This window comes from Pseudomonas profundi, from assembly GCF_008638305.1.
GTDB lineage: Bacteria > Pseudomonadota > Gammaproteobacteria > Pseudomonadales > Pseudomonadaceae > Halopseudomonas > Halopseudomonas profundi.
In genome coordinates, this window is the sequence record NZ_VTPZ01000009.1 from 124,199 (window position 1) to 149,396 (window position 25,198).

25 protein-coding genes are annotated in these 25,198 nt (G+C 59.9%); 9 read left to right on the top strand and 16 right to left on the bottom strand.

The window, feature by feature from the left end; translation table 11 throughout:
• Positions 1–63 precede the first annotated feature (63 nt).
• The 3 genes from gatB (at position 64) to FZE95_RS13310 (ending at position 4,192) form a co-directional block, all read left to right on the top strand.
• Positions 64–1,509, top strand: a complete 1,446-nt coding sequence (gene gatB, locus FZE95_RS13300) for an Asp-tRNA(Asn)/Glu-tRNA(Gln) amidotransferase subunit GatB (protein WP_150301348.1) — start codon at positions 64–66, stop codon at positions 1,507–1,509.
• Positions 1,502–1,960, top strand: a complete 459-nt coding sequence (locus FZE95_RS13305) for a septal ring lytic transglycosylase RlpA family protein (protein WP_223825064.1) — start codon at positions 1,502–1,504, stop codon at positions 1,958–1,960. The genes gatB and FZE95_RS13305 overlap by 8 nt, the downstream gene beginning before the upstream one ends.
• Before the next feature lie 159 nt (positions 1,961–2,119).
• Positions 2,120–4,192: a BCCT family transporter gene (locus tag FZE95_RS13310; RefSeq protein WP_150301349.1), complete on the top strand. Its 2,073-nt coding sequence runs from the start codon at positions 2,120–2,122 to the stop codon at positions 4,190–4,192.
• Between the two features lie 94 nt (positions 4,193–4,286).
• Here the strand turns inward: FZE95_RS13310 and FZE95_RS13315 are convergent, their stop codons facing one another.
• Positions 4,287–4,871, bottom strand: a complete 585-nt coding sequence (locus FZE95_RS13315) for a YajG family lipoprotein (protein ID WP_150301350.1) — start codon at positions 4,869–4,871, stop codon at positions 4,287–4,289.
• A gap of 140 nt (positions 4,872–5,011) precedes the next feature.
• Entirely contained in the window at positions 5,012–5,305 is a 294-nt protein-coding gene (locus FZE95_RS13320; RefSeq protein ID WP_150301351.1) for a PA4642 family protein, read from the bottom strand.
• A 260-nt stretch (positions 5,306–5,565) separates the two neighbouring features.
• Between FZE95_RS13320 and dauA the strand changes: the two genes are divergently transcribed.
• The gene (gene dauA, locus FZE95_RS13325) at positions 5,566–7,314 is read left to right on the top strand and encodes a C4-dicarboxylic acid transporter DauA (protein WP_150301352.1); all 1,749 of its coding nucleotides are present in this window, start codon (positions 5,566–5,568) and stop codon (positions 7,312–7,314) included.
• 29 nt (positions 7,315–7,343) lie between these two features.
• Here dauA and FZE95_RS13330 read toward each other — a convergent pair whose 3' ends face one another.
• Positions 7,344–7,901, bottom strand: a complete 558-nt coding sequence (locus FZE95_RS13330) for a hypoxanthine-guanine phosphoribosyltransferase (RefSeq protein WP_150301353.1) — start codon at positions 7,899–7,901, stop codon at positions 7,344–7,346.
• A 623-nt stretch (positions 7,902–8,524) separates the two neighbouring features.
• Between FZE95_RS13330 and upp the strand changes: the two genes are divergently transcribed.
• Both upp and FZE95_RS13340 read left to right on the top strand, forming a co-directional pair.
• Positions 8,525–9,166: a uracil phosphoribosyltransferase gene (upp, locus tag FZE95_RS13335; RefSeq protein ID WP_150301354.1), complete on the top strand. Its 642-nt coding sequence runs from the start codon at positions 8,525–8,527 to the stop codon at positions 9,164–9,166.
• The gene (locus tag FZE95_RS13340; RefSeq protein ID WP_150301355.1) at positions 9,167–10,414 is read left to right on the top strand and encodes a uracil-xanthine permease family protein; all 1,248 of its coding nucleotides are present in this window, start codon (positions 9,167–9,169) and stop codon (positions 10,412–10,414) included.
• A 12-nt stretch (positions 10,415–10,426) separates the two neighbouring features.
• Here FZE95_RS13340 and FZE95_RS13345 read toward each other — a convergent pair whose 3' ends face one another.
• From FZE95_RS13345 to FZE95_RS13370, 6 genes are all read right to left on the bottom strand, one after another.
• A complete protein-coding gene (locus FZE95_RS13345; protein WP_150301356.1) occupies positions 10,427–10,825 on the bottom strand; it encodes a type IV pilin protein in 399 nt (132 codons plus the stop codon).
• A gap of 10 nt (positions 10,826–10,835) precedes the next feature.
• Complete coding sequence (locus FZE95_RS13350) at positions 10,836–13,709, bottom strand: PilC/PilY family type IV pilus protein (protein WP_190324567.1); 2,874 nt, start codon at positions 13,707–13,709, stop codon at positions 10,836–10,838.
• Position 13,710: 1 nt separating this feature from the next.
• Positions 13,711–14,217 carry a pilus assembly PilX family protein gene (locus tag FZE95_RS13355; RefSeq protein WP_150301358.1) on the bottom strand — a complete coding sequence of 169 codons (507 nt, stop codon included), beginning with the start codon at positions 14,215–14,217 and terminating at the stop codon, positions 13,711–13,713.
• A gap of 18 nt (positions 14,218–14,235) precedes the next feature.
• A complete protein-coding gene (locus FZE95_RS13360) occupies positions 14,236–15,015 on the bottom strand; it encodes a prepilin-type N-terminal cleavage/methylation domain-containing protein (RefSeq protein WP_150301359.1) in 780 nt (259 codons plus the stop codon).
• Positions 15,012–15,605 carry a type IV pilus modification protein PilV gene (gene pilV / locus FZE95_RS13365; protein ID WP_190324568.1) on the bottom strand — a complete coding sequence of 198 codons (594 nt, stop codon included), beginning with the start codon at positions 15,603–15,605 and terminating at the stop codon, positions 15,012–15,014. Before pilV ends, FZE95_RS13360 begins: the two co-directional genes overlap by 4 nt.
• A 132-nt stretch (positions 15,606–15,737) precedes the next feature.
• Entirely contained in the window at positions 15,738–16,700 is a 963-nt protein-coding gene (locus FZE95_RS13370; RefSeq protein ID WP_150301361.1) for a 2-hydroxyacid dehydrogenase, read from the bottom strand.
• Positions 16,701–16,749: 49 nt separating this feature from the next.
• Here FZE95_RS13370 and FZE95_RS13375 point away from each other — a divergent pair, with 49 nt between their 5' ends.
• Complete coding sequence (locus tag FZE95_RS13375) at positions 16,750–17,382, top strand: LysE family transporter (protein ID WP_150301362.1); 633 nt, start codon at positions 16,750–16,752, stop codon at positions 17,380–17,382.
• Positions 17,383–17,397: 15 nt separating this feature from the next.
• Here FZE95_RS13375 and hemH read toward each other — a convergent pair whose 3' ends face one another.
• Positions 17,398–18,420 (bottom strand): ferrochelatase, encoded by a 1,023-nt coding sequence (gene hemH / locus FZE95_RS13380; RefSeq protein WP_150301363.1) that lies wholly within the window; start codon positions 18,418–18,420, stop codon positions 17,398–17,400.
• 15 nt (positions 18,421–18,435) lie between these two features.
• On the bottom strand, positions 18,436–19,335 hold the full coding sequence (locus FZE95_RS13385) for a TIGR01777 family oxidoreductase (protein ID WP_150301364.1): 900 nt from the start codon (positions 19,333–19,335) through the stop codon (positions 18,436–18,438).
• A 206-nt stretch (positions 19,336–19,541) separates the two neighbouring features.
• On the opposite strand from FZE95_RS13385, the gene FZE95_RS13390 reads away from it, so the two are divergent.
• Both FZE95_RS13390 and FZE95_RS13395 read left to right on the top strand, forming a co-directional pair.
• Positions 19,542–20,519 (top strand): NAD(P)/FAD-dependent oxidoreductase, encoded by a 978-nt coding sequence (locus FZE95_RS13390; RefSeq protein ID WP_150301365.1) that lies wholly within the window; start codon positions 19,542–19,544, stop codon positions 20,517–20,519.
• A gap of 61 nt (positions 20,520–20,580) precedes the next feature.
• A complete protein-coding gene (locus FZE95_RS13395; protein WP_150301366.1) occupies positions 20,581–21,120 on the top strand; it encodes a DUF2878 domain-containing protein in 540 nt (179 codons plus the stop codon).
• 51 nt (positions 21,121–21,171) lie between these two features.
• On the opposite strand, the gene FZE95_RS13400 is transcribed toward FZE95_RS13395, so the two are convergent.
• From FZE95_RS13400 to prfA, 5 genes are read right to left on the bottom strand one after another with little or no spacing between them, the layout of a single operon-like run.
• The gene (locus FZE95_RS13400) at positions 21,172–21,702 is read right to left on the bottom strand and encodes an acyloxyacyl hydrolase (RefSeq protein WP_150301367.1); all 531 of its coding nucleotides are present in this window, start codon (positions 21,700–21,702) and stop codon (positions 21,172–21,174) included.
• Between the two features lie 45 nt (positions 21,703–21,747).
• A complete protein-coding gene (gene murI, locus FZE95_RS13405; protein ID WP_150301368.1) occupies positions 21,748–22,539 on the bottom strand; it encodes a glutamate racemase in 792 nt (263 codons plus the stop codon).
• Positions 22,529–23,287, bottom strand: coding sequence for a molybdopterin-synthase adenylyltransferase MoeB (gene moeB, locus FZE95_RS13410; RefSeq protein WP_150301369.1), 759 nt, complete (start codon positions 23,285–23,287; stop codon positions 22,529–22,531). The genes murI and moeB overlap by 11 nt, the downstream gene beginning before the upstream one ends.
• Positions 23,280–24,116: a peptide chain release factor N(5)-glutamine methyltransferase gene (gene prmC, locus FZE95_RS13415; RefSeq protein ID WP_150301370.1), complete on the bottom strand. Its 837-nt coding sequence runs from the start codon at positions 24,114–24,116 to the stop codon at positions 23,280–23,282. Before prmC ends, moeB begins: the two co-directional genes overlap by 8 nt.
• Complete coding sequence (gene prfA / locus FZE95_RS13420) at positions 24,113–25,198, bottom strand: peptide chain release factor 1 (RefSeq protein ID WP_150301371.1); 1,086 nt, start codon at positions 25,196–25,198, stop codon at positions 24,113–24,115. The genes prmC and prfA overlap by 4 nt, the downstream gene beginning before the upstream one ends.

Below are 25,198 nucleotides of genomic sequence, written 5' to 3' on the forward strand. Positions count from 1 at the left end.
GGTTGCCTTGCTCCCCGCCAGGAGCGGCAACCGGCGCCACGGAATTTCTGAGGAATATTAAAGATGCAATGGGAAATCGTTATCGGGCTGGAGATTCACGCTCAGCTCACTACCGCCTCGAAGATCTTCTCGGGTAGCTCGACCACCTTCGGCGCCGAACCCAACGTGCAGGCCAGCCTGGTAGACCTGGGCATGCCCGGCACCCTGCCGGTATTGAACCAGCAGGCGGTCCGCAATGCGGTCAAGTTCGGCCTGGCGATCAATGCCGAGATCGGCATGACCAACGTGTTCGCGCGCAAGAACTACTTCTACCCCGACCTGCCCAAGGGTTATCAGATCAGCCAGATGGATCTGCCCATCGTCGGCAAGGGATTTCTCGACATCACCCTGGACGATGGCAGCATCAAGCGCGTCGGCGTCACCCGCGCGCACCTGGAAGAAGACGCCGGCAAGAGCCTGCATGAAGACTTCCAGGGCATGAGCGGCATCGACCTCAACCGCGCCGGCACACCCTTGCTGGAGATCGTTTCCGAACCCGATATGCGCAGCGCCAAGGAAGCCGTCGCCTACGCCCGCACTATTCACTCGCTGGTGCGCTACCTGGGTATCTGCGACGGCAACATGGCCGAAGGCTCGCTGCGCTGTGATTGCAACGTGTCCATACGCCCCAAAGGGCAGGAAGAATTCGGTACACGCTGCGAGATCAAGAACGTCAACTCGTTCCGCTTCATCGAGAAGGCCATCAATACCGAGGTGCAGCGCCAGATCGAGCTGATCGAGGACGGCGGCACGGTCATCCAGGAAACCAGACTGTATGACCCGAACAAGGACGAAACGCGCTCCATGCGCAGCAAGGAAGAAGCCAACGATTACCGCTACTTCCCGGATCCCGACCTGTTGCCTGTGGTGATTGAACCCGCCTTTATCGAAGAGGTGCGCGGCGAGCTGCCGGAGCTGCCGCAGCAGAAGCGTGAGCGTTTCCAGAGCGAGTTTGGTCTGTCGGTTTACGACGCCAGCGTGCTGTCTGCCAGCCGGGAAATGGCCGATTATTTCGAGGAAGTCCAGCGCGTCTGTGGCGATGCCAAGCTGGCTGCCAACTGGGTCATGGGCGAACTGTCCAGCCTGCTCAACAAGGAAGGTCTCGAAATCGATCAGACGCCGGTCAGTGCCAGCCGGCTGGGTGGCATGATTCTGCGCATCATGGACAACACCATTTCCGGCAAGATCGCCAAGATGGTCTTTGAAGCGATGGCCAAGGGTGAAGGCGATGCGGATCAGATCATCGAAGCCAAGGGCTTGAAGCAGGTCACCGACAGCGGCGCGATCGAAGCCATGCTCGACGAAGTGCTGGCTGCCAATGCCGAGCAGGTGGAGCAGTATCGCGCCAGCGATGAAGCCAAGCGCGGCAAGATGTTCGGGTTCTTTGTCGGCCAGGCCATGAAGGCTTCGAAGGGCAAGGCCAACCCGCAACAGGTCAATCAATTGTTGAAGCAGAAGCTTGATGACTGAGGACAGGCCGGCACTCCTGCACAGGAGTGCCGGGCGGTCCCGCTGCGGTACGCCAGCCATGCGCCGATTTCTCGCGGCGCTTGTGCTGATTCCCGCGGTTGCCTGCGCCAGCAACGGGCCGCTCGAGGACGCTTCGCCCAGCAGCCTCGACAGTTATACCGAAACAGGCAGAGCCTCCTATTACTCCTCCCAGCTGCATGGCCGGCGTACCGCCAGCGGCGCCATCTACGACCAGACCCGACTGACCGCGGCCCACCCGAGCCTGCCGTTCGGCACCCTCGTATGCGTCACCAATCGACAGAACCAGCGCAGCGTAATGGTGGAAATCACCGACCGCGGCCCCTATAGCGGTAAGCGGGTGATCGACCTGTCGCTGCGGGCAGCCAGGGAAATCGGCATGACCAAGGCAGGGACAGTCCGGGTCAAGATTGAAACCTGTGAAGAGTCCTGATTAGCCGCTGCCAGTATCGCCGGAAGCACCCGCTATACTCACTTGCACTCGCGCACCGACGGCTTTCTGAACGTCTGATGCCGCTTGGCTGTCACAAATCACGAGAGGATTACGTATCGCGCGCTCACCCTTCCGAATTGACTACAAGGAAAAACTCCAATGAAGGCTGAACAATCCGCCTGGAAGTCGACCATCCTTTTCCCCGTTTTCATACCCGCTGTGGTCGTGACCCTGTTACTGGTAATCGGCACCGTCAGCAACCCGGACCTGGCAGGCGACGCCTTCGCCGCAACCCTGACGTATATCAACACCACCTTTGGCTGGTTCTATATGCTCTCGGTTGCCTGTTTCCTGGTATTTATCACGGCGATCGCATTCAGCAACTGGGGGCATATCAAACTGGGCCCCGACCATGCTGAGCCGCAATACAGCTTCCCGGCCTGGTTCGCCATGCTGTTTTCAGCCGGCTACGGTATTGCCCTGTTGTTCTTCGGTGTGGCCGAACCGGTGCTGCACTATGCCTCGCCCCCGGCGGGCGCGGCGGAAACGGTTGATGCAGCCAAGCAAGCCCTTCAGATCGCCTTCTTCCACTGGGGCTTTCATATCTGGGCGATTTACGGCCTGGTTGGCCTGGTTCTGGCGTACTTCGCCTTCCGTCATGGCTTGCCACTGTCCATGCGATCGGCCCTGTACCCGCTGATTGGTGAGCGCATCCATGGCCCGATCGGCCACACCGTGGACGTGTTCGCCATTCTGGGCACGCTGTTCGGCATCGCCACCACGCTGGGGCTGTCGGTCACGCAGATTAACGCAGGGATGAATTATCTCTGGCCGGAGGTACCGGTATCCATCACGGTACAGATCATCACCATTGCGGTGATTACCATGCTGGCGCTGATCTCGGTGGTAGCGGGCCTCGACAAGGGCGTAAAAAACCTCTCAATATTGAATATGGTGCTGGCCGTTGCCCTGATGATTTTCGTTTTTCTGGTTGGCCCTTCGGTGTTTATCCTGGAAACCTTCCTGCAGAACACCGGCAGCTACCTGAATAACATTATCGAGCGAACCTTCAATCTTCAGGCCTATACGCGCTCTGACTGGATCGGCAACTGGACGCTGTTTATCTTCGGCTGGACCATTGCCTGGGCGCCCTTTGTCGGGTTGTTTATCGCCAAGATCAGCCGCGGACGTACCATCCGCCAGTTCGTAGTAGGCGTCATGCTGGTGCCGAGTATTTTCACCTTCATGTGGTTCTCCATCTTCGGCGACACCGCATTGCACCTGATCATGAACGAGGGCTACACGGCGTTGATCACGGAAGTACAGAACGATAACGCGATCGCGCTGTTCAAGTTGTTCGAGCGTCTGCCGTTCACCTCGATTGTGTCTTTCCTGACGGTACTGCTGATCATCACCTTCTTCGTTACCTCCTCGGACTCGGGATCCCTGGTGATCGACTCGCTGGCGTCAGGCGGCGTGCTCGCGACCCCGGCCTGGCAACGGGCGTTCTGGGCCATTCTGGAAGGTGCGGTGGCAGCTACCCTGCTTTTGGCGGGCGGCTTGAGCGCATTGCAGACCATGACCATCGCCAGCGCCTTGCCCTTTGCCATCATCATGCTTATATCCGCTGTGGGAATGTGGCGAGCGTTGGTGATCGAGGGACACCGCGACCAGAGCCTGATCCATCACATGCAAACCAGCCGGCATTCACAGGGCAATAGGGCCTCGTTGTGGAAGAAGCGTGTCGCGGGGATCGTCAATTTCCCCGAGAAGAACGAGGTCGAGCAGTTCATCGCGCAAACGGTGTTCCCAGCCATGCAACGGCTGGCCAGCAATCTGGCCGACCAGGGCTGGCCAGCCGAAGCGAACCACGATTCCGATTTGGGACGTGCCTATATTGAAGTCGTCAAGCCAGGCCAGACCGATTTCATCTATGAGATCCGCATCCGTGAATATGCTCGCCCGGACTATGCTTTTCCTGAAGTAGCCGCCACGGATAGCGCCCTCGAAGCGCACTACTACCGCGCCGAGGTCTTCCTCCGTCGCGGCGGGCAGACCTACGATATTTACGGTTACGATCAGCAGGAAATAATCGGCGACATTCTCGATCACTTCGAGCGCTACCTGCACTTCCTGCATATCTCGCCCGGCTCACTGCCCTGGAACATGGCTGAGCACGACGTGATGCTCCAGCCATCTCCGACCATGACACCGCCACCCGAGAAGGGGTAAGCGGGCCGTTGGAACCCACCCACAAAAAAGCCAGACCTCAGGGTCTGGCTTTTTTGTTCACGCCGTTAATCAGGCCTGTCTACGGGGAGAGACCCTAGCGCTGAAGAACGCGGACGATTTCCTGATCGCGGAACACCCGCGACAAGGCATCGCTCAGCACTTCGGAAACCAGCTTGGTATTGGTAGCCTGATTAGGTGCGTAACCGAAACGATGCTGGGCAGATGCGCTGTAGCGTCCGTTGTAGATCTGATCGCCGCCCCGCGCCTCAGCAGTGAACACTGCACCGATGTCAGCCTGGGTGACATAAGCCCCGTCGCTGGGTGAGCGGTAGCTAAGCTCGGCGAGGTTGACTGTCAGGTTATTGGCACCGGCTGAACCGGGTTGAACCACGACGAACCCCAGCTGGCGTAGCGATTGTTCGACTTCCTGACGGATGGCAGGGATCGACTTGTCACTCAGGGTCAGGTTACTGGAATTGGGATAAATACCGCCGCGCGTGCCGAGCACAGTGGAAGACCGCGTGTCTTGCACAGTAACCGCCACCGGCTGATTGCCTGCAACGGGATTCAGGGCGACCTGAACCTTGGGCTGCACGCTGAGCTGCTGTGGACTATGGGCGCAGCCCACCAACGTCAGAGCCAGAGCGAATACAGCCAGCATACCCACAGGTTTCAACATGACACGGCACTCCTCAAATTCGATTGTTGATGTCCCGGGCGGCGGTCAGCCTGGTTGCTACGCCGGGGTTCACAGCATAGCTGATGACCATCGCCAGTGGCAGACTGACAGCACGACAAACCCGACCTGAAAAACAGCTTTTACCGCGCGCCAGCAGCCTCGAGGGCGACAATGTAATCCTCAGCCTGGGCGTGATCGCGCAGCGTACTGAGAAAAGTCCGACCCTGTGCGTCGGTGGCATTGATGTCATAACCTTCAGCGCGAAACATCTCCAGAAAGCGCTGAAAATCCTCCGCCCGCAAACCACGATACGCTTTGGTCAGGATATGCAGTTCCACCGACTCTTTGGTATCGAATGGCCTTGCCTGTAAAAAAACCGCAACCTGTTCGTCTGTAATCGGTTCACCGACTACCTTCTGCTTGTCTTTACGCACGGAAACCTCGTTGCACAGTGTTCAGGGAGCGCAATTGTAACCAGACCAACCAGCCCCCACCAGCATCGTCCTGCCGCAACAGGGCTCGCTCGCCAATATTGTGCCTGAGCAGGAACGCGGCCCTGCGGTAAATCCGCACATCCTTGGCGCTTTGCTCCAGACAGAGCCCCGGAAGAGTATGCTATGAGTGCTTCCTGGCTAAAAGGATGAACTTTGATCAGGGCTGCTCCAAGCACCGATCAGGCACGACAGGACATTTTATGGCTCGCACTGGTTCAGGCCGCCTGCCCCTCTTCGCGGCGATGCGCGAAAGCATCAAACAGGGATATACCCTCCAGACGCTACGCGGCGACCTGCTCGCCGGCGTCACCGTCGGCATCATAGCCATTCCGCTGGGCATGGCCTTGGCCATCGCCGTGGGCGTTGCTCCGCAACACGGGCTTTACACCGGCATTATCGGCGGGCTGATCATTGCGCTGACCGGCGGCTCGCGATTCAACATTTCAGGCCCTACCGCCGCCTTCGTGGTGATTCTGTTGCCCATCACCCAGCAGTACGGGATCGGGGGGCTTCTGGTGGTCAGTGCCCTGTCCGGGCTGATCCTGCTTGCGCTGGGGCTGGCGCGAATGGGCAGCCTGATCCAGGTGGTGCCCTATCCGGTGGTAATGGGCTTCACCGCAGGCATTGGCGTGGTCATCGCCACCTTGCAGATCAAGGACTTCTTCGGCCTGCAGAACGTTGGTCAGCACGAAAGCTACGTCGATCAACTGCAGGCGCTGGCGCAGGCACTCCCGAGTATCCAGACCGGCGACACCCTGGTCGGCATCGTTACGCTTGGAGTACTGGTACTCTGGCCCCGCGTGACACGCAAGATCCCCGGTCATCTGGTCGCTTTGCTGGCCGGTGCGTTGCTCGCGCTTGGGCTGATGCGTTTCGGTCTATCAGTGGACACCCTCGGTTCACGCTTCAGTTATGTGATGGACGGAGTAACCCACGCGGGCATCCCCCCCATCGCCCCGCATTGGGTCTTGCCCTGGACCTTACCCGGCGCAGACGGCCAGCCGCTAGCGGTGGATTTCAATCTGCTGCGGGAGTTATTGCCCGCAGCGCTCGCGGTTGCCATGCTCGGTGCTATCGAGTCGCTGCTATGCGCGCTGGTCGCTGACGGCATGGCCAACACCCGTCATGACCCCAACGCCGAATTGATGGGCCAGGGGCTGGGTAATCTGATCGTGCCCTTCTTCGGCGGCATTACCGCGACAGCGGCTATCGCCCGGACCGCAACCAGCGTCCGCTCCGGGGCGCGTACGCCGATGGCGGCGGTATTCCATTCAATAGTGATTCTGCTCGCAGTAGTGTTGCTGGCCGACCTGTTCGCTTATCTGCCGATGGCTTCGCTGGCGGCAATGCTGCTGATCGTGGCATGGAACATGAGCGAGGCGCCCCACGTGATGCACATGCTGCGTATCGGGCCGCGCCAGGATGTCTGGGTGTTGATCATCTGTCTGGTGCTGACCGTGCTGTTTGATATGGTCCTGGCTGTTGGCGTCGGTCTGCTGCTGGCATCGGTGCTGTTCATCAAACGCATGGCGGACCTGAGTCAGGGCAGCAAGAAACCGATACACAGCGATGCAGCACTGGCCGCACTGCCGGAAAGCGTTGCGCTCTATCAAATCAATGGTCCGCTGTTCTTTGCCGCCGCGGACAAGGCACTGAACGCATTGAATCGGTACGACGAAGCAATTCGTTATCTCGCTATCGATATGCAGACGGTACCGAGCATGGACATGAGCGCGCTGGTGATCTTGCAGAAGGCGCTGCAGGATCTTGAGAAACGCGGGATTCGGGTCTATCTGATCGGCGTGAAAGCGCCGCTGAGGCTCAAGTTGAAGCGGGCAGGCATGGGAGCGAGACGTGGTAGCCGGCGCTTTGTGGCCAGGCCGACAGAGGCGGCCCGATATATCCGTGAGGAACTGGCCGAACAAGCGCAGGAATCAGCGACCGCCTGAGCAAAGACGGTCGCTAGCAATGCTGGGTATCAGTGGCCTTTGAGGGCGAAGATACCCGGCGCATTGCGCCAGTAACCCTTGTAATCCAGACCAAAACCGAAGATGTAACGGTCTTCTACGTCCATACCGGTGAAGTCGGCGCGCATACCCGGGTACGCCTTGCGATCGTGCTTCTTGTCCAACAGCACCGCCGTCAGCACTTCACCAGCGCCAGCGTCGCGGCAGTATTCAACAATCGCCGCGAGGGTATGCCCCTCATCGAGAATATCGTCCAGAATCAGTACCGTGCGGTCGACCAGCGAATGTTCGGCGCGGGCTTTCCAGAACAACTCACCGCCGCTCAGCTTGTTACGATAACGCGTCGCGTGCAGGTAACTCAGCTCCAGCGGAAAACTCAACCGGGTAGCCAGTTGACCGGCGATGATCAGGCCCCCGTTCATTACGCTGTAGACGATGGGATTGCTACCTGCCAGGCGAACGTTCATCTCCGCAGCCATATTATCCATGGCGGCCCGTACTTCAGCCTCGGTGAACAGACAATCGGCCTCAGCCATGACTTGCCTGATGTGTTCAAGATCGACGGACATTGCAATTCTCCGGGGGTAGGGTCTGTTGATGTTTCGTAGCGGCCGCGACGGATGCCCGTTTAGTGCAGAACAAGGCGCGAGGAGCGTAATTTGCTCAGCACAGCCATGTGCTTCACCCCTTCGGGGCTTGCGCGCAGAAACGCTCCAGGCGTTTTTGTGGTCATTGCAAATGAGCGACGAGTAACGCAGTCCTGCGCTAAACGGGCCCCGTCCCTACGGGTTGCGTGTCAAATGACGCCATGCGGCGTTGCGGGACTTAGCAAGGGAACAACCATTGCCTGCGTCCCGCGCCTTGCCTGGCATCATTTGATACAGCAACGCGGCTCGCGACGAAACGTCAACAGACCCTACGAAAGGGGCGCAAAATACTGGTCCTGCAGGTTAAACGCAAGATAATTGCTCTCGTTTACTGCTCATCCGGACGCGTGGTTTCGCCGTGCGCAGGTTCGCCAGCCCTGCTCATCGCCGTCCCGCGTGAATATCAATCCAGGTCATGTTTAAGTCGCCAGGGCAGCCGAAACCAGGCATTGATGCGCCAACCACACTACCCTTCTGCTTGCGACCTTATGCACACAGACTCTAAGCTATAAAGCATCTTCCCTCCGCGTGCACGAGAGCCTTCCATGAAAGTCAAAGAGATCCGCCATCCGCTGATTCGCCACAAACTTGGGCTGATGCGCCGCGACGATATAAGCACCAAGAATTTCCGTGAGCTGGCCCAGGAGGTCGCCGCACTGCTGACCTACGAAGCCACGCAGGACATGCTGCTCGAGGAAGCGGTTATCCCCGGCTGGTGTGGTGATGTAACCGTGGAAAAACTGTCCGGCAAGAAAATCACTGTTGTGCCCATTCTGCGCGCCGGCATCGGCATGCTTGATGGCGTCCTGTCGCTGATACCCAGCGCCAGGGTCAGCGTAATCGGCCTGGCACGCAATGAAGAAACGCTGGAAGCCGATACCTATCTGGAAAAACTGGTGGGCGAACTGAATCAGCGTCGGGCGCTGATCATCGACCCCATGCTGGCCACTGGCGGCTCCATGGTTGCAACGATCGACCTGCTCAAACAAGCCGGTGCCAAGGAGATCCGCGCGCTGGTGCTGGTCGCTGCGCCGGAAGGCATCAAGCGTGTAAATGAGCTGCACCCGGATGTGGAAATATATACTGCCTCGATCGACCAGCGCTTGAACGAGCATGGCTACATCATTCCCGGTCTGGGCGATGCTGGCGACAAGATTTTCGGAACCAAGCAAAAGGATATTCATTAAATGCAGGGAGTTGAAACCAGCGGCTGGCGCACCGCGCTAGCTGGTTCGCAGATGCTGTTCGTGGCTTTTGGCGCCCTGGTGCTGATGCCATTGATCACCGGGATGGACCCCAGCGTAGCCTTGTTTACCGCTGGTATCGGCACCCTGATGTTCCAGTTCACCACCCACCGACAGATTCCGGTGTTCCTGGCGTCCAGCTTCGCTTTCATCGCACCCATTCTCTACAGCAACCAGACCTGGGGCTTGCCGGCAACGCTCGGCGGGCTGTTCGCAGCCGGGGTTGTCTATATCTTGCTGAGTCTGGCAGTCAGGCTGCGCGGCCCGGGATTTATCCAGAAATTGCTGCCGCCGGTGGTCGTCGGGCCGGTGATCATGGTGATTGGACTTGGACTGGCGTCGGTCGCGGTCAATATGGCGATGGGCAAGGCGGGAGATGGCAGCGCGGTACTGGTTGATTATCCGGTCGCCATCCTCATTTCCATGGCGTCTCTGGCGACCACTATTGCCGTGGCAGTTCTGGCCAAGGGAATCTTCCGGCTGGTGCCAATCCTTGCCGGCGTGCTGGTGGGCTACAGCCTGTCATGGCTATTTGGCGTAGTTGATTTCAGCACGGTCGGCGAGGCCAGCTGGTTTTCTGTTCCCCAGTTCGTAACACCCGAATTCCAGCTTGCCGCGATTCTGTTCATGTTGCCGGTCGCGATCGCACCGGCCATCGAGCATATCGGCGATGTGCTGGCGATCGGGTCGGTGACGGGCAAGGACTATCTGCGCAAACCCGGGCTGCAACGCACGCTGCTCGGCGACGGGATTGCCACGTCTGCGGCGGCCTGCCTCGGCGGCCCTCCGAATACAACCTACTCGGAAGTGACCGGGGCAGTGATGCTGACGCGCAATTTCAATCCGATGGTGATGATCTGGGCCGCGATTTTTGCAATCGGCCTGGCCTTTGTCAGCAAGTTCGGCGCGGTCCTGTTAAGCATGCCGGTGCCGGTCATGGGCGGCATTCTATGTCTGCTGTTCGGCTCGATTGCCGTGGTTGGCATGAATACCCTGATCCGCCACCAGGTTGATCTGTCGGAGCCGCGTAATCTGTGTATCGTCTCGGTAACACTGGTGTTCGGCATAGGCGGGCTGATCGTCGGCAGCGAGGAGATCAATCTGCAGGGCATCAGCCTGTGTGGCGTGGTTGCGATCATTCTCAACCAGCTGCTGCCGGGTTCTGCCAAGGGCACCCAGCCGGCTGCCTGAGCCTCTGGTTTTTCAGCGCCGCCAGCATTTGGCATCGGCTGGCGTGCGCTGCCCCACCTGATTGAGCGTATAGACCGCGCAGGCATCACCGTCGAGAATGCCACCTGAGACAGCCGTAGCAGTCAGCGTGTAGGTTTCCGCGCCCAACGCCGCAACGATCGTCGCCACTGCACTCCCACTGGCAGGACTCTGGGTACCAAGAGTCACCGTTCCCGAGTCATAGGCACCCTGGCGGGTGTAATGTCGCTCGAGCAGTTGTGCGTTCTCCAGCAGAACAGCTGTCACCTCTGCGCGCCGGGTCTGGCGGACGTGCTCCAGATACGATGGATAAGCGATAGCTGCCAGAATGCCGATAATGGCGACAACGATCATTACCTCGATCAAAGTAAAGCCAGGCGTTCTGTTCTTCATCTGTACTCCCTCACATCCGTTGTCGCCAGTTGATTCGGTCGAAACGACAGGTGGCGGTCGCGGTGACGACCGCTACACCGCTTGAGCCCTGCACCAGGATGATGTCCGGCGCACAACCGGTCTGAGTGATTTCAGGATCGTCCTCGCGGCGCACAATATTGAGGTCGCCGGGCAGCCCTATATCCAGATCCTTGCCGGCAACCTGCTCGTCATCGTTGTCCACGTTGTTGTCATGGTTGGTGTCGAGAAACTTGCCCGGTGCCATACCGCCGCTATCCACCGACACCACCATGAGCCAGCCAGCGCCCTGCGTCATGCAGGGGTCAGTGTCCGGCTTGATATACCCGGTATTGAAATAAACCTTGCCATCCCGTACCGCAAAATCGCGGGTGACTCTTTCACCGACTGCCTGCGCCCCGCTTATCAGGGGCAGACGCCAACCATACTGGCTGGCCCAATCGACAGAGTTTGCCGAGACCCGGCGGAATGTTCCGCCTGCGCCATCCGAGACGGTGGTCGAATCTATCTGCTGGGCCTGAAGATGCGCCGGCGTGAGCCCGCCTGCTGGAGGACTGACGGTGTCCCGCACGGCGTAAAAACTCTGCAGTGCGGTGTCGGTGAGATCAGCCTGCTCCATGAATTTTCCGGTACCAAAAAGTACCAGATGATCGCGGGCGTCGGCGCTACGGTGCACCTGGGGTCGGACGGTGATTGGCTGATCTGTCGCCGCAGTGAATAGCGGTACGCCGTCGTGGGCGGTAGCCCAGTTGGTGCTGTCAGCATCGCTGAGGTCGAATTTCCAGAGCTGTCCGTGCAGGTCGCCAGCGAATACAGACACATTGCCGCTTCCATCATCGTGCAACACCGGCGCGGACAGACCGTTTCCCTGGTTAACACCCTCGCGGTTGCTGACGTCCAGCTTTCGGATCAACACGCCCGTTGCAAGATCGATCACCAGCAACGATGCGGTCCCCGCCGTGCTGCCGTAACCGTTTCCAGTAATCAGCACGCTCCGATCATTCAGCCGCGCCAGTACGGGCTGCGCATAGATATGTCCGAGGTCTTCCCAGCCTGGATCAGCGGCGCTGATTTCCCACAGCGCGCCGATCGCATTGTTGCCGGTGGTTGCATCGAACAACCGGATCGCCGCCAGTCCCTTGCCACCAGCGCCAAAGCCCGTTGCCGCCGCAGTGGACCAGATATCGCTCAATGGAATGTCGGCGACGGACAGACGGCCATCCACACCCGAACGGTGATTATTGCCATTGGAATAATCGCTGCGCGCCCGTGCACCCAGGCTGGCATGCAGGCCGGCGGGCAGAAAGGAATAGCGGTGCTGACCAGCGGTATCGAATACGCGGATAAAGCCATCGTTGGCACCCACTACGAGCGATTCGATCAGTTGCTGCTTACTGCTTCGATAGGTCCCGGGCGCACCGGATGTCGCCTGGTGCCGGGCCACCAGCACCGGCGAGGCGTTGATGACATCGCCAAGCAAGGACGTACGGGCGCGCAGACCAGCAACGTTCTGTCCACGCACCCAGTTCAGGAGAGTCTGGCCAGCCTCACCAATGAGACCTGCCTGAACTGCTGCGTTATCAAGAATGGTTTGTTGCACCGGCGCCAGCATAGCCCTGGTGGCTCCATTCAACGCCACCGGACCAGCAAGGGTGGCGTCATGTGCAAGGCGCCAGGTCTGAAATACGCCAGGTCGGTTGGCCGGTGTGAAAGTCGAGTCAGTAGACCAGAGCACAGCGCTCGGCTCACCTTCCGCGCTCAACGTATGGGCGCTAAGCGAACCGCTCCAGTCCTTGGGATTAAATTTGCTCTGGTAATAGCGGCTGGTGCCGGCCTGCAGCACCTGGCTATCGACGGTCGCTCCGCCACCGGAACCGGACGAGGCCATGATCTCGCGCAACGCGGTGCGCAATGCTTCCTTCAGTTCCGTCCGGTCACTCGCCGTGTAGTATTTCCCACCGCCGGCGGTCGCCGTGTCGCGCAGGCGCGAATCATCCAGCGCGAAGCCGACAGTGAAGGTCTTCATGTTCTGGGTTGGAAAGGTCGGATCGTCCCAGCTTTTGCCGGCCTGGTCGGTGCCATCGCCAGTGTTGCGCATATCGGTATCCAATGCGAAACGCGCAATATCATCAAGATAGAAGGTGCTGCCTTCGGTGGAGGGATTCGGATTGTTCACATCGCCCTGGCTGTCACCATCCCAGTTCGGCAGATTGAATACACCAGACACCTGCGAATTATTACCCGCAGGGTCTTCAGCCAGCGTCGTAGGAAACTGGTTATCGTAGGTCGGCAGACCATCAGTCAGTACCAGACCGAAATTCTTCTGGCAGCGGTATTCTATGGGGCTGTCGAATTGTTCCCGGTTCTGCTCGGCATCTGACTGCGGATAGAACGCCCGAAGACCGCGCATGTAACGCGTGACTTCGTAATAACTCTCAGCCAGCGGCGTCCAGGTTAGTCCTGAACGGCCACTGCCTGGATTGATATCGTCCAGCGCAGAATTGATTGCGTTGAAGCGTGATTCGCCAGTCGCTGTGCCTGCCGCAATGGATCCGACCGGCACCCGCAACAGACCGCCCGGCGCGTTGGTTCCCGAGCGAAAGGTAAACAGGCCGAAGCGTACGTCGCGGTTGTCGCTGATCACATCCTTCGCTGCGTCCCTGGCGATATTCTGACGGGTATCGCCGTCGATGCGGTTCATGACCATGCTCGAAGAGCTGTCAAACAACATAACCACGTTGGGCGGCACGCTGGATGCCGAGAGCACCGGGCCGCTGAGCGGGGTGAACGCATTGGCCGAACAGGCCAGGGTCATGCCGAGCGCAAAACTGGCCAGCCGGCCAGCACCTGTTCGCGCCCCTTCCATGTTAAATCCTGGTATGTGCATAGGTTCCCTCCAGCACGGTGCGGGTGGTGCCTTTGAAGCCGACTACCGATATTCGATAGAGGGTGCTTGGTGCGCTGGCGCTCAGGTTGGCGGGTATCTCGCTGTCGCCCAGCCGCACCACGCGGTACCAGACCGAGGCAGCGTTGCCCGCGATGGCTTCAGGCACTGCTATCCAGTTGTCCCCTGGCGAGGACAGCTGATCGATATCGAGCGCGGCGGCATCAATCTCGCACGCCGCGCCAGCGCAGACCTCGGCAGGCAACACCACCGCCAGGGTTTGCACCTGCCCTTCTACGAAGCGCATGCCTGCTTCAGCTGCCTGAAAGCTGTCATTCTTGAGTTTCAGGTTGGCTGCCATGCGCTCCTGGCTGATGGAGGTCTTGACGCCTGCTATCGCAGCCAGGCTCAGCAGTAACAACAGCACCATGCTGATCAGCAAGGCGCTGCCCCGCTGGCTGTTTCGAAGGCAAAAATGACGGGGTGACATAAGCGCTTCCTTGCGTGTTCAGTCGAGACGATTGCGCAGCGCTGCAACCAAAGTGAAATCCTTTGTTTTGACACTTCCAGCATCCGGATCGGACGGATCCTCGGCCAACTGCAATACCAGACGCACACTGCGCACCCGGCTCTCCAGACCCGTAACGTCTGTGACGTAGGCCCCCGAAACATGCACATCGGCATCGGATGCAGCCAAGCCGAATTGCACATCGAAACCCGACACGCCTTCGATCAAGGTCTCAAAGTTGCCCATCCCGTTTACCCGCGTCTTGAGCGCATGATCGGCCAGCCGGTATTCCAGTTGACGCACCGGAACCACCAGGTCCCCCGCGGCGGCGGTTACGCCGACGCCGCTATCAATACGCAGTCCGGCAACGCAATCGCTTACCAGTAGCCACCCTGCCCCAAGGCCTGAGGCAGTCAGCGTCACCTCTTCGGTCACACGCTCGACCGCCGAGTCAGCTGTGATGATGGTCAGAATGCCGTCTTGAAAGGTAACCGGCGTAGCGAATGCGGCGGGAATCTGGTTGCGGGTTGCAATGGGAAGCCGTTCGATATCCAGGCAGCCGAACATGCCCACCTGCCTCAGCTCCGAGCTGATCCGGCTGAGCACGAAACGTGCGTTTTCCTGCATGGTGGCGGCGCTCTGCTGCATGCCGTAGGTCTGTTTACTGGTGATGAATATCTGCATGACGCCCATGATCAGAATGAGCCCGAGCAACATGGCAATCATCAGTTCAACCAGACCGAAGCCGCGCTGTGCAACGCGTGTGCTAGAACTTTTCATGGCGTTTGCCGGACGATCGAGGAAACCACAAACTCGGTATCCTCCTGGCCCGCCACGATCCGCGCTTCGGACCAGCTGATGGTGATGGTGGCGGTGTCCGCAGCAACACGAATGCTGGCTTTACCTGAGGGCAACTGACAGGTTACGGCGCGGGCAAAGTCGGCGCGATCAAGGGCGATAATTGTGGCTGGCGCTGCCGCATCCGGATCGCAGGCGCCGGAAACCGAGCCTGCATATGAGGCAAGGTCGTCAGCGTTGGCACGCATCCGGTCAAGCAGGTCGTAGGCGATAAAGCTGGCGTGGGTGGTATGCGCGGCACTGGCACTGTAACGCACTGCATTGAGCTGTAATGATGCTGCGCCGAGTACACCGATAGCCAAAACCAGCACAGCAATGAGTACTTCGAGCAGGCTGACGCCACGCTGACTGATGCATTGTACTTCCGACCAGTCGTAAAGACGGTGAGCTGTCGACAGCCCATCAAACAGAAAAGGGTCTGCTGTCGCGGATTCGGGGAAATCGAAGAAGGACTCGCCGCTGGCGAGAAGCTGTTCGGTGGTTACAACCGAATTCATTGTTGGCCAAGTCATTATTTGCTCGTCCCTGAGCGAAAGATGACCCGACCTTATTCCCGTCCTACCTGCCCCATCCATCACCTAAAGAGGTGGAGCAAGCCGGATTGTGCGCCAGTTGGCGCCAGATCGACGCAAATGCCAGCTTGATCAGCTAACTGACCGCCGCACCGCCCCATCCATAAAACCAGACAGGTTCTCCGCGAGCTGAGCAACGATGCGCTGCCTCGCTTCGCGGCTGCCCCAGGCGCTATGCGGCGTAATGATCAGATTAGGCACCTCGGTATCGAGTAGCGGATTGCCACGAGCCGGCGGCTCCTCGCTCAATACATCCAAAGCGGCTCCGCCGAGATGTCCGCTCTTCAAACTGGCAAGCAGCGCGTCCTCATCGACCAATCCGCCCCGCGCGGCATTCACCAGCAGGCTGCCAGGCTTCATCAATGCCAGCTCCGGCGCGCCTATCAGGTTGCGCGTGCTGTCCGTCAGCGGGCAATGCAGACTCAACACGTCGACCTGAGGCAACATCTCCCGCAACCCTGGACGGCCCGGCTGTTCACGACCCGGTAAGGCGCCCACCAGAAGCTGCATGCCAAACGCCTCGGCCAGCTTGCCAACCGCACGCCCGAGCTCACCGTAACCAAGAATCCCCAGGGTGCGGCCGGATAATTCGCCGATCGGATAATCCAGCAGGCAGAACTGGCTGCTGCGTTGCCAGGCGCCGGCTCTGACCGCTTGGCGATAGGATTCGAAGCGCGTGATCAGCACCAGCATCAGCATGATGCTGTGTTGGGCCACCGACGGCGTGCCATAGCCCTGGCAATTGCAGACCTGGATGCCGCGTCGACGCGCAGCATCCAGGTCGACGTTATTGGTCCCGGTAGCGGCTATCAGGATCAGTTTCAAGGCCGGACACGCGGCCATGGCGGTCTCGTCGATGACCACCTTGTTGGTGATCACCACCTGATGGTCACCGATCCGCTCGCTGACCTGCTCCGCTGTGGTTGCGTCGTACAGCGTCAACACCGCGGCGCTGTCTTCAAGCGGCTGCAGATCGAGATCATCCTTGTCCAGGGTAGCCTGGTCGAGAAATACCACGCGCAATTGTTCATTCATGGCTAGATCCAATTGGGTTTAAAATGGTCGATTTTCACGGGAGCGGTCGATGTACCTCAATGAATTTCTGCTGGTAGCGCTGATACATCTGCTGGCAGTCATGAGCCCCGGGCCGGATTTCGCCGTGGTCATCCGCAACAGCGTAAGTGCCGGACGACAGGCTGGACTGATGACCGCTGCGGGAATCGGCACTGGGATCTTTATTCATGTCGGCTATTCGCTGCTGGGCATCGGCCTGATCGTCTCGCAATCGGTATGGCTGTTCAATCTGCTCAAGTTGCTGGCGGCGGCCTATCTGATCTATATCGGGGTCCGGGCACTTCGGGCGCAACCGCAGGGGCTGGCCGACGAGCGCACCCGCACGGTGTCCATGGCGCCACGGCAAGCCTTTCTCAACGGCTTCATAACCAACGGTTTGAACCCCAAGGCGACCCTGTTCTTCCTCTCGGTATTTACCGCTGTGATAAGCGCCCAGACGCCTCTGACGGTGCAAGCCGGCTACGGCCTTTACCTTGCCCTGGCGACCGGAACCTGGTTTGCACTGGTTGCCGTGCTTTTCAGCCAGCCACGGGTCCGCCGCGGCTTTGCTCGGCTGGGACATTGGTTCGACCGACTGATGGGCGTCGTGCTGATCGGCCTGGGATTGCACCTGGTATTGGCCGAATGGCTGCGGCGTAGCTGATCAATTCCATCATACTCAGACGGCCGCAGGCTCGGTGCAGCACCAGTGCTCCAGCGTATCGATCCACTTCGGATGGTCGTTCAGACAGGGCACCAGCACCAGTTCCTCGCCCCCGGCGGCGGCAAACTGCTCGCGGGCACGATCACCGATCTCCTCAAGCGTCTCGATGCAATCGGCGACAAACGCCGGGCACATCACCAGCAAACGCTTGACCCCTTGGGCGGCCAGTTCGTCCAGCCGCTTCTCGGTATAGGGTTCGATCCATTTGTCGCGACCCAGCCGCGATTGAAAGGCCATGGACCATTTGTCATCGCTCAGCCCCATGCGTGCAGTGAATGCTTTGCTGACCGCCAGACACTGGGCGCGGTAGCAGGTGGCATGCGCCGGGGACGGCTGTTCGCAACACGCAGGATAGTTACCGCAGTGCGAGCCGGTCGGATCGGCCTTGCGCAGATGCCGTTCGGGCAACCCGTGGTAGCTGAGCAGCAGATGATCGAAGCCCTGCTGCAGGTGCGGCTCGGCACTCTCGACCAGGGCGTCCATGTAACCCGGGCGATCGTAGAACGCAGGCACCACGGTCAGCTTGAGATTCAACTGATGCTTGGCAATGACCCGCTCAGTTTCCCTGATGGACGTGGTGATGGTGCTGTCGGCATGCTGCGGATACTGTTGCAGCAACAGCACCTCGCGCACGCCCGGCTTGGCGGCCAGTGCCAGAACGCCCCGTTCGATAGAAGGTTCGCCGTAGCGCATGGCCAACTCCACGGGCATATCCAGACGCGCCTGCAACGCCTCTTGCACGCGCCGGCTGATGACCAGCAGCGGCGAGCCCTGCTCCCACCAGATGGATGCGTAGGCGTGCGCGGACTGCTTGGGTCGGGTGGCCAGGATAATACTCACCAGCAAGCGACGTAACGGCCACGGCAGATCCACCACGTAAGGGTCCATCAGAAACTGATTCAGATAGCGGCGCACGTCGGCCACGCTGGTGCTGGCCGGTGAGCCCAGATTCAACAGTAAAACCCCACGATCCGACATTGACTGCTCCGATGCTCAGTGATTGTTTATTACATCATCCAGCGCCGCTTCAAGCGTCGCATGGCGAAAGCTGTAACCTGCTTCGATGATCCTGGCCGGCACTACTCGCTGGCCGGTCAACAACAAAATGGACATTTCCCCCAAAGCCGCTTTCAGGGCAATGCCAGGCAAAGGCATAAATGCAGGGCGATGGAGGGTTTTGCCCAATGCACTGCTGAACGCCTTGTTGGTCGCCGGGTCAGGTGCAGTGGCGTTATAGACGCCTTTGCACTCAGGGTGATTCAGCAGATGCAGGATGATACCCACCTCATCCTGGATATGGATCCATGACATGTACTGCCTGCCCGATCCTATCGGCCCGCCAAGCCCCAGGCTGAATGGCTTGAGCAGACGCTGCAGAAAACCGCCGCCTGGCGCCAGCACCAGCCCGGTGCGTACCACACATACTCGAATACCGTGCGAGCTTGCGCGCCGTGCCGCAGCTTCCCATGCGTCACAGAGCGTATGAGCATATTGCCGGTTGGCCGGGCTGTCCTCGGTGAGTTCCGCCTCGCCCCCATCGCCATACCAGCCAATGGCTGAGCCGCTGATCAACACTGAGGGCCGGCTTTTCAGAGCGCCCATCCAGTCAACCAGATGCTCGGTGAGTGACACCCTGCTGGCCCAGAGTTGCGCCTTGCGCTCGGGTGACCAGCGCCGATCCGCTATGGGCGCGCCGGCGAGGTTGATGACGGCATCCAGCGGGACCGCATCAAGCTGCTCCAGACGCCCCACGCCTTTGACTTCCGACCCGCACAATGCCCGGACCTGTTCCGGTCGTCGGCTCCATAAGCTTACCTGGTGTCCCTGCGCCAACAAACGATGACACAACGCCCGTCCAACCAGGCCTGTCCCCCCTGTTAACAATACGTGCATGGCTCGCCTCCCAGCATGCGTGACTCCCTGTGAGAACATCCCTACGAAACGGCAACAGACCCTGAGTCCAAGCTTAACAGGTCACTGACAAATCGCGACCAGTGCAGCTGAACGGTACCCTCCAGAGCGGTTCTGAATGTACAGAGACCAGCAACCGACCGTATGATGATCGCCCGACGAGTTTAGCCCAACAGGAAGCTCCGCCCATGAGTTCTCTTCGTATTGCCGTTGTCGGCGCCGGTCTGGCAGGCGTCAGTGCAGCCAGTGCTCTGCGTGAGGATGACCACCAGGTATTCGTGTTCGACAAAAGCAGAGGCTGCGGTGGCCGATTGAGCAGCAAGCGAACGCCAATGGGCGGGTTCGACCTGGGCGCCCAGTATTTGACCGCGCGTGACAGCCGCTTTCGCCACGCGCTTCAGCATTGGCTGGATAGCGGATGGGTGGCGGAATGGACGCCCAGGCTCTACTGCTACGACGATACCGGCCTGCACGAATCGCCCGACGACCAGCAGCGCTTCGTTGGTCTCCCTGGCATGTCGGCACTGCCTCGCCAGCTGCTGGCGGATGTAACCCTCACCAGCCAGACGCATATAGAACGATTGCACCCTGTAGAGCCCGGGCAATGGATGCTGGAGGATAAAACAGGCGTAACGCACGGCCCCTTTGATCGTGTCGTCGTGGCCGTCCCCGCACCGCAGGCGGTAGCACTGCTGGAGCCGGCTCCAACGTTGCAGCAGACCGTAGCGCAGATCAGCATGTCGCCCACCTGGACGCTTGCGGTCGCCTTCGATCAACCGCTGGCAACCTCCGTCGACGCCTGCTTTGTACGCGGGGGCCCGCTCGACTGGGTCTCGCGCAACAGCAGCAAACCCGGGCGCCACGGCAGCGACAGCTGGGTGGTTCACTCAACCCCCGCCTGGGCTGCTGATCACCTTGAGGCTTCGCCTGAATCGGTAACGGCGCACTTGCTCGAAGCCTTATCCGAACTCCTGGGAACCGCTCTCCCCGAACCTGCTTTTACCCATGTGCACCGCTGGCTTCTGGCTCGCCCCGACGATAAGCGTAACTGGGGCGCATTGGCCGCCCCGGAGCTGGGGCTTTATGTGACTGGTGACTGGTGCCTGGACGGTCGGGTCGAAAACGCCTGGCTTAGTGGGCAGCAGACCGCGCGCACCCTGGTCTGATCAGAACCCGAGCACGCATCAGCGTAGACTCTCCAGCCGGCTCCATCATTCAGAGAACTCAATGGCGGCACGAAACAACTCCATTAACGCAGCATTATTCGTCGTTGGCTGGCTAGCCTGTCTGCTGGGCGGATATTCCGGCTGGCTACTGGTCGCCCTTGCTGCACTGGTAATGCACTTTGCGCTGGTCAGCTCATGGTCAGCGGAAGGCAAGACGGTGGTGAGCACGATGCTGGCTGGAGCAGCGCTGGATTCCTTCACGCTGCAAATGAATCTGCTCAGTTATCCCGGTGATCCCGCCCTGGTTCCACTGTGGCAGGCCCTGTTCTGGGCCCTGCTGGGAACCACGCTTAATCATTGCCTGGCCTGGAGCGGCCGAACGTGGTGGCTGGCCAGCACTGTTGGCGCCGTTGCAGCGTTAGCAGTCTACAGTGCTATCGCTGGGCTACGCGGTGTATACCTCGGACAAGCGCCGACAACCACCCTGGCGATTGCCGCTATCAGTTGGGCCGTCTTGTTTCCATTGCTACATGGTTTTGCTCAGCTGTATCGCGATCAATATCGAATGAAGCTGGCTGAAAGCAGGAACAAGCGCCGCTAGCTGCCCCGCCCGGCTGTGGCGGGGCCTCTGGCCGGAACATTCCGGTTGCTGTCAGATATCGAAGCGGTAGTGCAAGGAGACTGTTTCGATACCGTTGTTCGGGCTCTTGATGCCGGCATTGGAGTAGTGAAATACGCGTAGGCCAAGCTGCGAACCGTCAGCGAAACGCACACCGGCACCCAATCTGTCCTCGAACTGGAATTTCGAGCCCAGATCGACATTTTCGCTGTCGAAATCTGTTCGAGTGAAGTAGGACGCACCGATACCTGCCTCGATATAGGGCGTCATGGCGCTGTTGGGGCTACCAAAATCGAGTCGCAACACCGGCGAGATAGCAACGGTAGTGGCGTCAAGGCCGCTCCAGCGACGCACACCTGCATCCCAGTAGCCGCCGAGCCGCACGTTGCCAGACTGGTTCTGCCAAAGGGTCTGCCCAAAATCGAACTGAGCGGCTAACCGGAAGGTGTTGGTGGATTCCGAACTTCTACCCGCCTCAACAGAGATTCCATCCACCGCGTGAACTAATGGCGCCAATGTCGAAAAGGACAGCAGGCATCCAACTACAAGACCGCGTTTTTTCATTGATTTTTTCCTTGCGCATCGAGCTACAAGCCCATTTGTATCCGTTTACACAGACAACGCTCGCACCGTCTCGTTCCGCCCCCAGAGCACTGGCAGCACGCGCCCCAGCGATTCCGGCGCCGCTGTAGTCCAGAACCGGGGCCGCTGAGCGCCGCCGGCGGCAAGAAGATCAGCCTCGATCAGACGCGCACGCAGCTGCCTCGCTACGGCGGCACCGGTATCAATCAAGGAAATGTGCGGGGGGAGAACAGCGAGCAACTGGGCGCGCAGAAAGGGGTAATGAGTACAACCAAGAATCAGCGTATCGCACCCCGCTTCCAGTAGCGGATCGGTATAGGCCCGTAACAGCTTTTCCACATGAGGCCCCCGCAGCTCGCCCCGCTCCACGCATTCCACCAGCCCCGGACACGGCTGGGTAACGACTTGTACCGAGCCGGCGAAACGGTCAAGCAGGGCAGCAAAGCGAGCGCTCTGCAAGGTACCTGTGGTCGCCAGCACGCCTACAACGCCGGAGCGCGTCGCCAGCGCCGCGGGCTTGACGGCGGGCTCCATGCCGACCACGGGCGTGTCATACAGGCTGCGCAAGTCGGCAACCGCAGCCGCGGTGGCAGTGTTACAGGCGAGCACCAAAGCCTTGGCACCCTGCTCCACCAAAAACGCAGCGATCTTCCGGCTTCGCTCACGAATATACTCAGCCGATTTCTCACCGTAGGGAACGTGGCCGCTGTCGGCGACATACAGCAGCGTCTCCTGCGGTAACAGACGGTTGATATCGCCCAGCACCGACAATCCGCCGACGCCGGAGTCGAACACGCCGACCGGTGCGTTATTGCTCAAGACCGGCAGTTCCACAGCAGCCGCAGGCCGGATCGCGCTTGACGCGCATTTCCCGGAAGCGGCTGGCCAGTGCATCAATCAACAGCAATCGGCCGGTCAGCGGCTCGCCAAAACCCGCCAGCAGTTTGAGCGCTTCCAGCGCCTGCAGACTGCCAATCATGCCCACCAGAGGGCCGATCACGCCTGCCTCGCTGCAGCTCAACGCCTCTTCGTCGCCCTCCCCGTACAGACACTGGTAGCAGGGGCTGTCTTCGCGCCGGGGGTCAAAAACACTGACCTGGCCTTCCAGACGAATCGCCGCACCGGACACCAGCGGTTTGCCCGCCGCAAAACAGGCAGCGTTAACTGCCAGGCGGGTAGCAAAGTTGTCGGAGCAATCAAGCACCAGATCCACACCCCGCACGGCGCGATTCAGCGTCTCGCCTTCCAGCGCACGATCAATCAGCGTCAGCTGGACATCGGTATTGAGCGCCTGCAGCGTATCGCCTGCCGAGTCGACCTTGGTCCGGCCGACGTCCCGAGTGAGGTGAATGATCTGACGATGCAGATTGGTGGTGTCCACCGAATCATGATCAGCCAGCACCAGCGTGCCGACCCCGGCTGCAGCCAGGTACAGCGCGGCCGGCGCGCCCAAACCGCCCAGCCCGACAATCAGCACCCTGCTTTTGAGAAGGCTTTGCTGCCCATCGATGTCAATTTGCGGCAGCAGAATCTGCCGGCTGTAACGCAGTAGCTGTTGATCATCCATGCCAGCGCCCTCCACTGATACGTTGATGGCCGGCCAGATCCTGCCAGGATTGCACCTCGGCAAAACCCCGTGCAGCGAGCAGGTCGCGCACCGCATCTGCCTGCTCCCAGCCGTGCTCCAACAGGAGCCAGCCATCTGGTTGCAGATGATCAGGCGCTGCCTGGGCGATATGCCGGATGTCATCAAGACCGTCAGGCCCGCTGACCAGCGCGGTGGCGGGCTCGAAACGGACATCGCCTTCAACCAGATGCGGATCGTTTTCCGCGATGTAGGGCGGGTTGGAAACAATCAGGTCGAACGCCTTGCCTTGGGCGAGCCCGGCAAACCAGTCACTGAGCACAAAGGTGGCATTGCCGATGCCCAGCCGCTGACGATTACGTTCGGCCAGCGCGACGGCGGGAGCCGCACTGTCGCAGCCGGTGACCTCCCAGGCCGGCCGTTCCACCGCCAGGGCAAGCGCCACGGCGCCTGTTCCGGTACCCAGATCGAGCACCCGGGCCGGATGCTTGACGACGCGCTCCAGGGCGACTTCAACCAGCCGCTCGGTATCCGGACGCGGAATCAGCGTCGAGCTGTCGACTTCCAGATCCAGGCTCCAGAACCCCCGGCGCCCGAGCAGATAGGCAACCGGCTCACCCGCTCGGCGACGCTGCAACAAGTGCTGGAAACGTTCGATTTGCTCGGGCTGTGGCTGATGCTCTGGCCAGGTCATCAAGAAGCTGCGCGGCTTGTTCAAGGCATGCGCCAGCAACAACTCGGCATCCAGCCGCGGACTGTCTGAATCCGGCAGAGCCGCAGCGTGCAGCAGGGACGCCAGGTTCAGGCTCATGCGTGTTCCAGATCAGCCAACTGGTCAGCCTGATGTTCGCGTAACAGCGGCTCGATGACGTTGTCGAGCTCGCCCTGAATAACCTGATCGAGACTGTACAGGGTCAGATTGATCCGATGATCGGTCACCCGGCCCTGAGGGAAATTGTAGGTACGGATGCGCTCGGAACGGTCCCCCGAGCCGACCAGCTGCCGGCGGGCATCGGAGACCTCTTTATCCTGCGCCTCGCGCTGGCGACTGACGAGCTTGGATTGCAACAGGCTCATGGCCTTGGCGCGGTTCTTGTGCTGAGAGCGCTCTTCCTGGCATTCCACTACTATGCCGGTCGGCAAGTGTGTCAGACGTATCGCCGAATCCGTCTTGTTGACGTGCTGCCCACCCGCACCCGAGGAGCGATAGGTATCGACCCGAAGGTCCGCCGGATTGATCTCCACGGCAGCCTGCTCGTCCATCTCCGGCAATACCGCTACGGTGCAGGCGGAGGTATGGATACGCCCCTGGGATTCGGTTTCCGGCACGCGCTGCACCCGGTGAGCGCCGGATTCAAACTTGAGCTTGGCATATACGCCACGACCTTCGACCCGGGCGATGACTTCCTTGTAGCCGCCATGCTCGCCGATATTCTCCGAGAGAATCTCAACCTGCCAGCCCTGACGCTCGGCGTAACGCGAATACATGCGGAACAGATCGCCGGCAAAAATCGCCGCTTCGTCACCACCGGTGCCGGCACGCACCTCAAGGAATACGTTGCGTTCGTCGTTCGGATCCTTCGGCAACAGCAAGCGATTGAGGTCTTCTTCGAGGACCACTAGCCGCGCCTGACAGGCCTTGGCGTCTTCCTCGGCCATTTCGCGCATGTCGGCATCGCTGTCCTTGAGCAGGCTGCGCGCCTCGGCGAGATCAGCGGTGACCTGTTTCCATTGGGCATAACAGCTAATAGTGGGCTCAAGTTCGGCATATTCGCGGGAATAGGCGCGAAAACGCGTCTGGTCGCTGATCACTTCCGCGTCGCTAAGCAGTGCGGAGAGCTCTTCAAAGCGTTCCGTCAGTATATCCAGCCGGTTTAACAGTGATGCCTTCAT

Excerpts from the sequence above, each read along its gene's own strand:
- FZE95_RS13385 (WP_150301364.1), bottom strand. The coding sequence starts at position 19,335 with ATGCACGTATTGTTAACAGGGGGGACAGGCCTGGTTGGACGGGCGTTG.
- FZE95_RS13310 (WP_150301349.1), top strand. The coding sequence starts at position 2,120 with ATGAAGGCTGAACAATCCGCCTGGAAGTCGACCATCCTTTTCCCCGTT.
- dauA (WP_150301352.1), top strand. The coding sequence starts at position 5,566 with ATGGCTCGCACTGGTTCAGGCCGCCTGCCCCTCTTCGCGGCGATGCGC.
- FZE95_RS13370 (WP_150301361.1), bottom strand. The coding sequence starts at position 16,700 with ATGAATGAACAATTGCGCGTGGTATTTCTCGACCAGGCTACCCTGGAC.
- FZE95_RS13395 (WP_150301366.1), top strand. The coding sequence starts at position 20,581 with ATGGCGGCACGAAACAACTCCATTAACGCAGCATTATTCGTCGTTGGC.
- prfA (WP_150301371.1), bottom strand. The coding sequence starts at position 25,198 with ATGAAGGCATCACTGTTAAACCGGCTGGATATACTGACGGAACGCTTT.
- FZE95_RS13315 (WP_150301350.1), bottom strand. The coding sequence starts at position 4,871 with ATGTTGAAACCTGTGGGTATGCTGGCTGTATTCGCTCTGGCTCTGACG.
- FZE95_RS13355 (WP_150301358.1), bottom strand. The coding sequence starts at position 14,217 with ATGTCACCCCGTCATTTTTGCCTTCGAAACAGCCAGCGGGGCAGCGCC.
- FZE95_RS13305 (WP_223825064.1), top strand. The coding sequence starts at position 1,502 with ATGACTGAGGACAGGCCGGCACTCCTGCACAGGAGTGCCGGGCGGTCC.
- FZE95_RS13400 (WP_150301367.1), bottom strand. The coding sequence starts at position 21,702 with ATGAAAAAACGCGGTCTTGTAGTTGGATGCCTGCTGTCCTTTTCGACA.
- moeB (WP_150301369.1), bottom strand. The coding sequence starts at position 23,287 with ATGGATGATCAACAGCTACTGCGTTACAGCCGGCAGATTCTGCTGCCG.
- FZE95_RS13390 (WP_150301365.1), top strand. The coding sequence starts at position 19,542 with ATGAGTTCTCTTCGTATTGCCGTTGTCGGCGCCGGTCTGGCAGGCGTC.
- FZE95_RS13375 (WP_150301362.1), top strand. The coding sequence starts at position 16,750 with ATGTACCTCAATGAATTTCTGCTGGTAGCGCTGATACATCTGCTGGCA.
- FZE95_RS13350 (WP_190324567.1), bottom strand. The coding sequence starts at position 13,709 with ATGGAAGGGGCGCGAACAGGTGCTGGCCGGCTGGCCAGTTTTGCGCTC.
- FZE95_RS13330 (WP_150301353.1), bottom strand. The coding sequence starts at position 7,901 with ATGTCCGTCGATCTTGAACACATCAGGCAAGTCATGGCTGAGGCCGAT.
- upp (WP_150301354.1), top strand. The coding sequence starts at position 8,525 with ATGAAAGTCAAAGAGATCCGCCATCCGCTGATTCGCCACAAACTTGGG.
- prmC (WP_150301370.1), bottom strand. The coding sequence starts at position 24,116 with ATGAGCCTGAACCTGGCGTCCCTGCTGCACGCTGCGGCTCTGCCGGAT.
- FZE95_RS13345 (WP_150301356.1), bottom strand. The coding sequence starts at position 10,825 with ATGAAGAACAGAACGCCTGGCTTTACTTTGATCGAGGTAATGATCGTT.
- hemH (WP_150301363.1), bottom strand. The coding sequence starts at position 18,420 with ATGTCGGATCGTGGGGTTTTACTGTTGAATCTGGGCTCACCGGCCAGC.
- FZE95_RS13360 (WP_150301359.1), bottom strand. The coding sequence starts at position 15,015 with ATGAAAAGTTCTAGCACACGCGTTGCACAGCGCGGCTTCGGTCTGGTT.
- gatB (WP_150301348.1), top strand. The coding sequence starts at position 64 with ATGCAATGGGAAATCGTTATCGGGCTGGAGATTCACGCTCAGCTCACT.
- pilV (WP_190324568.1), bottom strand. The coding sequence starts at position 15,605 with ATGACTTGGCCAACAATGAATTCGGTTGTAACCACCGAACAGCTTCTC.
- FZE95_RS13340 (WP_150301355.1), top strand. The coding sequence starts at position 9,167 with ATGCAGGGAGTTGAAACCAGCGGCTGGCGCACCGCGCTAGCTGGTTCG.